Here is a 6,710-nt window from a genome sequence, read left to right as displayed (position 1 = left end):
CCTTGACACTCACCGCAAGCCATTGATCCGACAACCCCATACAGTACCCGTCTACGTGTATCGCAATCGGGGCAAATAAAATACCATTGCTTACCACCATAGTTGGCTGGTCTTGACTCCAGGGGTATGTATTGACCGCCTAAAAACAATCTGTTTTCTTCTAAATCGATTTCAAACAGTTCACCATCAACATACCCTTGGGCGCGTGGATTCTCCATCATATTAGTAAATTGTTCTATGGTTAGCTTCATCATCACTATATACCTCCAAATGCCCAACTATGTAGGCAAAAAGGTAACCCATTTTTGGGCTACCCTGCTTTGCTATTGGTTAGGCCTCACCGTCTGCGTACTGATGTAAGCCGTCATATTCCTGTTCTGTATCAACTGACAACAATGTCAGCAATGCCCCTTCTTCCATGTTAGATAGGGAATTGTAGGCCGTATCATGATCCAATGGAATTGGGTTATCTGATAACAGTCGGTCAATGTAATCTAGTAAATCAATTTCATACAAGGCGACCAATTCCATCAGGTCATCTTTTTCTAACTGATACAGTTGGCCAATCCGTTCTTTTACATAACGGGCTTCAATATCACCCAAGGCGTTGTTATTTCTAAATGTTTTTAGTGTCATGATTCAATTCTCCTTTTTTCGATGCATTCAAATTTCCAATATTTAGCCCTTTTTAGGCTCTTGATATAACGGTCGGTATTATTATCCCCAGAACTATCTAAAATCGATTCTAGGCCTGCTCTCGTTCTTCTGGTGACGTATTAGGGGTGTTTTGTTTATGGCGGTTTTCTGCTTTGGGCTTTTGCTAGCTCCTCTTTCATTCTCAAAAGTCTAAACCGCTTGTCAGGTATTCCTTCCGCTTTGAAAGTATTCCCATCAAGTCCCTTCAGGATTCGGCTATAGTTACGGCTATTATAGACCGTTTGCAATTCCTTCCCTGTGAGATTTGTATTGATTATGGTTTTAGTCCGCTTATCCAGAACACTAAACAAAAGATCTTGCTCCCAATCTGACTTGGGTCTGATCTCTGCGTTTTTTGCCCCCAAGTCATCCAAAACCAAATAATCAGGCCTTACCAGTATTTCAATGGCTTCATGTTCTGGAAGGGTCGCCCCTCCGTTGTAATTCCATCCGCCTTTAATCTTTGCGATAATCTCGGTTAGTGAAACAAACAAAACGCTCACGGGTTCGCCCTTCTCTTTGTACCCCTCGTTGATCGCTCTCGCCATAGCTAGACACAAATGACTTTTTCCGATTCCTGTACCGCCTGTTATCAGCGTATTGCCTTCCATGCCATCAAGATACTTCTGTACTTGATTTTCAGCAAATTCCTTCAAGGCTCTCTCTTCGTCAGTCTTTACCAAAAAATTTTCAAAACTAGCTTCTGAAAATTCTTTGGGTATTGTGCTATCACGCGCCAAAACGTTGTAAGTATGTATGAACCTTTCGGCGTTCAAGTTTTCTTCAAGCTTCTGGTTTGAGTATTTTGTGATTTCCTCTTGGGTACATTCAAGACAAAACGGGTCAAGCACTCGGCTATTATCTTCGCCTCCGATTCTTTTGGGTTCAGTAAATTCAACCATGGGAGTACCATGTATCTGACAAACTAGGTTAGAAACCCTAACTCCATCAACTAACCCTTTTTGTATGCTTTCGATTCTGTCCACGTCCCACCTCCTTGGATTCTAAAAACCAATATCATCAGGAAAAATACTATTGGATTCAGTTGCGACCGTTCCCTTGCTTTTGCTTGCTGTGTAATTGCGTTCCTCTTCGTCTTGCTGGGCAATCGTCTTGATACCGTTCTGCGCCCAATTTTTAAGAATAGCCCTCACATATCCAAAATTTCGCTTTGAGTTGTCAGCCGATTTGTCTATGGCTCGCTTCAGCAATTCAGGTTCCATCTTGTCAATTGTCAGGAACTCAATCAGTTGCGTATGGTGATACCCATCAAGCGGACCTATTCGGCTTTGGTAATAATTTGATATATCTTGGATTTCTTTTTCAGTCAGATCAGCGGTTGCGGTTTGGTTTTGGTTGTCATTTAGTTGCTCCACTTCTTCAGGGGACAAATTTTTTTCTAGGTCGGAAAAATCTCTATTCTGCCTCTGACTCTTCTCTATCTCTTCTCTTACTCTTCTCTTCTCTTCTGTCGGGACACTTTGGGACAAGTCGGGGACACTTTGGGACAATGTCGGGACAATGTCCCCCTTTTCATCTTCGTTTGATGTTTCGTTTTTCTTTTGGCGCGTGCGTTGACGCCGTTTTTTTCTTGCGTCCTCCGTTTCGCTCCCCACCAATTCAGGGAATTGGGCAAGTTCGGCGTTTCCATCTCCATCAATCTGAATAAGTTTCGCTTTTTCAAAATAGGCGAATGTTGCCCTTACCAACTCAGTATCAGCGTCAAGAACTTCCGCCACCTCTTCCATAAGGTCGCTCAGAATACCCTCAAAATAAAGAACTCCCTCATCTTCCGTACTCTCTAGCAACATTCGGATGTACAAGACTGTCATAGCGTCCCCGTTTTCCGTCCGTCTCAACCTCTTAATTGCTATGTTGCTAAAAAAATTCTTATCGATCTTCAACCAAAAATATACTTTTGTTCTTGCCATCTCTTGCTTACCTCTCCATCCCTAAAAATTTCAATACGTCACTAACTCGGTAATAAGATTTTTTACCGTTTTCAACTGGGGGCATGTATCTTTTTAGCCCAAGCGATTCCCAGCGCTTCAAGGTGCTTTCCTTGATGTCTAACTCGTCCATAAGTTGCTTTTGAGTCATAAGCCCTAAGATTCTTTCAGGCGGTCGGGTATAAGCCTTTAGAAAGTTATCAATCAGATCAAGGATTGACTTCATCAAGTTGTTTTCTGTCTCTTTGCTAAATATCTTCATTGCCATACTCCTTCAACAATTCATCACGGCGATTCAGGTCAGCCATGATAAGTGTGTCTAGGCGCTTGCCTTCCGCTTGATGTTGCGCCTGTAACTCTCTGATACCTTCCAGCCGTTCTAAGTTGTCCCGTGGAATGTAATAACCGCTATTGATTCCACGTTTTGCGACAATCGGGACACCGTACTTGGTAATTAAACGGCTGACCATATCCCTAACACCTCTTTCGGTCATTTCTAAGATTCTAGTTACTTCCTGCGTACTGATAGGCCTGTCACTTCCTACGGGGATCAATCGCAACAATCTGATTTCAATGTCTGTCATTCAGTACCTCCCGTCCTCTATTTTTGTCATTATCAAACTTTGTCAAATTCATAAGGTTTCACAAATGTTTCACACACCTAACTTGTTTCCAAGGGTAAATATACCGCCCTATGGGTATTAGGTTTATTTTCGCCCTATCCTGTCGGCGTTATTTTGCTGAAAATCGATTCTAGGAACTTCTAGCCTTGTTCATTCGTTTAGCGAACTCTTTTTTTTGCTCCTCGCTCATGGTCGTTGTCCGTTTTTTGGATATAGAAACATTTCCCAAAATGTCCCCCTCAAGTCCTATCAAGTCCCCCGTGATTTCGTGATAAACTTTTCGGCTAGCCATGCCCTCACTCGGAACAATAAGCCCCTCCCACTTCCTAGCGTGTACGGGGTTATCTGTGTAAAAATGCCAAGAATTCAAACCTTTGTCATAGACTAAAATTGTTTCTTGCTCTGTTCCTGTAATCGGTTTAGCTTTGCTGATTTCAAATTGTGCCATACTATCCTAACCTCCCATCCATTGCGCTTGGAACTGCTCTATCTTTCTGCGTGGGATATTTCCTTTGTGGATAAAGACTTTGGCGGACTCGCTCCCGAGTATGCCCTTAAAATATTCCTCGCTATGGTCTGTACTTTCTTCAAGTAAGAATGGTTCAACTTCAACGGTCAGCATAACCCACATTTTTACGCCTGATACTTGGGCAAACGCTTGGGCTAGCTTTTCGCTCTCTGCTAGATATACATATCCATCCGCTCCAGCTTTTAGCCCCAGCTCTTCAATCAATTGGGCGTTTGGCATTGGTGTATAGTGATACAATTTCATGGTTTGATTCCTCCTAATTGTAATAGCGCCCAGCAAGCCATACATAACGGCCATAATCAGGGTTTAAATCCATTGGGGTAGATTCTTCCACGGGTTCGGATTTCGGCTCGTCTAGGCTGATTCTAGCCGGTCTGTGTCTAAGTACCAGCCATAGCAAACCCAGCAGAACCAAAATGGTTACCGTCTGCCCTGCTGGTGACAAGTTTAGTTCTGCGATCACGCGCCTACTCCCTTCCTAAAGTTCATTAATTCCATAGCCAAATCATCAAGTTCATCCACTACTTTATTGGTCACAAATTGCGACAACTCAAATCCTGCCATCAGGGTCTCTGTGTCATTTGTCGCCTTGATAACCCCCTGTACTTCTTCAAGACAAGCCAAGACGGTTATCATGTCCCTGACTTTGCTTTCTGTTTCTTGGATATTCGGGTAATTGCTCATTGCTTCACTTCCTCCCTGCTATATTCTTCAAGGTTTTTCGTTGCTTGCTCTGCTTTCATTTCCAGTAATTCAATCGCCATGGATACAATCGCCCCGTACTGCTCTTGCATAACCTGAAAATCATAAACTGATTCCGCGTTATCGATTCGCGACGACAGAAAACGCTCCACCAATAGCAAGCTAGTTGATATGTCCATCATTGTGTTTCTAGCACCTTCATAGTCTTTTAGAATTTTGTCCATTTCTCGCCCCCTTCAATTTCGTTGTTATTTCTGATATAATTAAAATAAATCCAATAACCTAAGTCCCTTACAATAACCTTGCCTACGTTATTTGTGATTTTGGTTTTGATTTTACTTTTTGTGTTGACTCATTGGCTGATTCCCAATGGGTCTTTTTTGTGTCTGCGGGTTTTACTATACTGATCGATTTTTTTGCTACCGCTTCGCCTCGGTAGACTAAAAAGGTTTTTACTGTTCTTGTTCTTCTTATACGTTTTTTTACTTATTCCACCCTAGTTGTTTGGCGATGGCGGAGGTGAAAGATCAAATTTTAGCTTTCAAAATCATTCATATTTCTCCATACTCATAGCCCACTTACAAACTTATTCAAACGCCCAATCAGTTCCATCTTTTCGGCGCGTGTGCTGGATTCTTGGATAGCCTTAGCCAAGGTGTCAATGTAATTGTTTTCGGCTTGTTCTAAGGTTGGGAGCGATTCAATAGATGGTTCAGGCTGTTCCACTCCAGCAGGTTCATTGATAGCTTGCTCCATAGCGTGGAAGTATTCGATATAGTGGGCGGTGAATTTGATTCCTTTTTGTCCTGTCATCTTGTTAGCAATCAACTCGCAACCCTTACGGCTGACCCAATACAATTTATAGGTTTGTCCACCCGTTGCGATATATTCCCCAGTCCTAAAATAGTCCTCAACCCGCATGGTTAGGCTATTCCTCAAGTTTGAGGAACTCTCTTCAAAAACACTGATATAGTTTTCAATATCTCGGACAAGGTTGTCATGGCGTTTCTCCACCCATTCCGCTACTGACCGACTGGAAAGGTAAACAGTTCCATCATCTAGGGTCATGCTCATGTCGGATTTTGCGACTTGTTCAGTAAACAGATTTTCAAAAAGGTTGGTTTGAGTCTCACGCCCATTCAGGAAGTTCATAACGTGATAGGCATTCAAGGCGGTTGGTTTACTAAATCCCTGAAACCAACTTGATAAATTATGTTCATGGATTCCGATAATTTCCGCCATCTCTGGAATGGTGTAACCATGTTCATCTTTGGCTTGCCGTAATTGTTTAATCAGGTCAATGGCTGTCTGGTCGCTGATTCGTGCTGTAGGTGTCGTCATGTTACGACTAGCTAAAAAGATCTTTAGGCGGTCGGTTGCTTCTTCCGTTGGTAAGTAGGTTTTGTCAAACCATTTGTAAATGGTTGGTGTTGCTACTCCGATTTCATTTGCGATCTCTTGCATGGATTCCTTTGATGTCTCACGGTATCGTGATAACTGTTTAATCAATGCCCGTTTGATGTCTTTGCTACTTGTCATATTTCGATTCTCCTTTTTGTGTTTGTCCAATAGATCTAGGCTTGCATTTCAAATGCAATCTTACCTAAGCCCGCTTGTTCCTGTTGTAAATTGCCTTGGAAACGCTGATAGGTAGGCCATACCGTTCTTTGACCGTCATAAGTTCTACAGTGTCATCAAGGATTTGCTCCCTGTCCTTCAACATGGCTTCACTCATGGCGTTCTTTTTGACCATCTTCGGAAGGCCATATAGATTGGATACTGCCTTATTGGCAATGGTGTTCGCCTTGATAAGGTCAACCTGTTGCGCGTGTTCTAGGCCATCACTCAAGCGCTTCATAGCTTGCTTTTGATGTTCCTTGTCCAACATTCGAAAGACTTCGAACCCTTCTAGTCCTGCCGCTTGGCGTAAGTTCTTGATCACTTCAAAAACCCAATCTTGAAACTGTTCAGCTTCCTTTTTGCGACTTTTGAAAACAAGTCTATAGATTGATTTTTCATCAATGATAAGAACTTTTTGAGTTCCCCTATTTGTAAGGGTATATGTTTTAGATATACCCTTTAAGTTAGCTAGGGCTTGACCTGTGTTCTTAATTCCTAAAGCGTCAGTAATATCTTTTGCTACCGCCCACCATTCGCCTTCATGGTCTACGAACCGAATGGGATAGCCGTTCCATTGTTCTGTTTTCATGG

The 6,710-nt window shown here is 42.4% G+C and carries 11 protein-coding genes and 1 pseudogene; all 12 read right to left on the bottom strand.

Annotated elements, in window-relative coordinates:
* Nucleotides 1–254, bottom strand: a pseudogene (locus I2503_RS08860) (hypothetical protein); the annotation flags it as partial.
* Between the two features lie 76 nt (nucleotides 255–330).
* On the bottom strand, nucleotides 331–636 hold the full coding sequence (locus I2503_RS08855) for a hypothetical protein (protein WP_196967715.1): 306 nt from the start codon (nucleotides 634–636) through the stop codon (nucleotides 331–333).
* Between the two features lie 155 nt (nucleotides 637–791).
* Entirely contained in the window at nucleotides 792–1,682 is an 891-nt protein-coding gene (locus I2503_RS08850; protein ID WP_348769631.1) for an ATP-binding protein, read from the bottom strand.
* 18 nt (nucleotides 1,683–1,700) lie between these two features.
* Nucleotides 1,701–2,627: a phage replisome organizer N-terminal domain-containing protein gene (locus I2503_RS08845; RefSeq protein ID WP_196967714.1), complete on the bottom strand. Its 927-nt coding sequence runs from the start codon at nucleotides 2,625–2,627 to the stop codon at nucleotides 1,701–1,703.
* Nucleotides 2,628–2,634: 7 nt separating this feature from the next.
* Nucleotides 2,635–2,907 (bottom strand): XRE family transcriptional regulator, encoded by a 273-nt coding sequence (locus I2503_RS08840; RefSeq protein WP_196967716.1) that lies wholly within the window; start codon nucleotides 2,905–2,907, stop codon nucleotides 2,635–2,637.
* Nucleotides 2,894–3,115 carry a hypothetical protein gene (locus tag I2503_RS08835; RefSeq protein ID WP_247644706.1) on the bottom strand — a complete coding sequence of 74 codons (222 nt, stop codon included), beginning with the start codon at nucleotides 3,113–3,115 and terminating at the stop codon, nucleotides 2,894–2,896. The genes I2503_RS08840 and I2503_RS08835 overlap by 14 nt, the downstream gene beginning before the upstream one ends.
* A gap of 283 nt (nucleotides 3,116–3,398) precedes the next feature.
* Complete coding sequence (locus tag I2503_RS08830; RefSeq protein WP_196967712.1) at nucleotides 3,399–3,716, bottom strand: hypothetical protein; 318 nt, start codon at nucleotides 3,714–3,716, stop codon at nucleotides 3,399–3,401.
* Nucleotides 3,717–3,722: 6 nt separating this feature from the next.
* The gene (locus I2503_RS08825; protein WP_196967711.1) at nucleotides 3,723–4,040 is read right to left on the bottom strand and encodes a hypothetical protein; all 318 of its coding nucleotides are present in this window, start codon (nucleotides 4,038–4,040) and stop codon (nucleotides 3,723–3,725) included.
* 216 nt (nucleotides 4,041–4,256) lie between these two features.
* Complete coding sequence (locus I2503_RS08820) at nucleotides 4,257–4,481, bottom strand: hypothetical protein (protein WP_196967710.1); 225 nt, start codon at nucleotides 4,479–4,481, stop codon at nucleotides 4,257–4,259.
* On the bottom strand, nucleotides 4,478–4,723 hold the full coding sequence (locus tag I2503_RS08815) for a hypothetical protein (RefSeq protein WP_196967709.1): 246 nt from the start codon (nucleotides 4,721–4,723) through the stop codon (nucleotides 4,478–4,480). The genes I2503_RS08820 and I2503_RS08815 overlap by 4 nt, the downstream gene beginning before the upstream one ends.
* A 343-nt stretch (nucleotides 4,724–5,066) precedes the next feature.
* On the bottom strand, nucleotides 5,067–6,038 hold the full coding sequence (locus I2503_RS08810; protein WP_196967708.1) for a Rha family transcriptional regulator: 972 nt from the start codon (nucleotides 6,036–6,038) through the stop codon (nucleotides 5,067–5,069).
* Between the two features lie 64 nt (nucleotides 6,039–6,102).
* Nucleotides 6,103–6,708, bottom strand: a complete 606-nt coding sequence (locus I2503_RS08805) for a BRO family protein (protein ID WP_196967707.1) — start codon at nucleotides 6,706–6,708, stop codon at nucleotides 6,103–6,105.
* Nucleotides 6,709–6,710 lie beyond the last annotated feature (2 nt).

It is taken from the genome of Streptococcus sp. NLN64 (assembly GCF_015831295.1).
GTDB lineage: Bacteria > Bacillota > Bacilli > Lactobacillales > Streptococcaceae > Streptococcus.
Note: the sequence above shows the minus strand (reverse complement) of the source record. Positions and strands in the feature narration are given on the sequence as shown.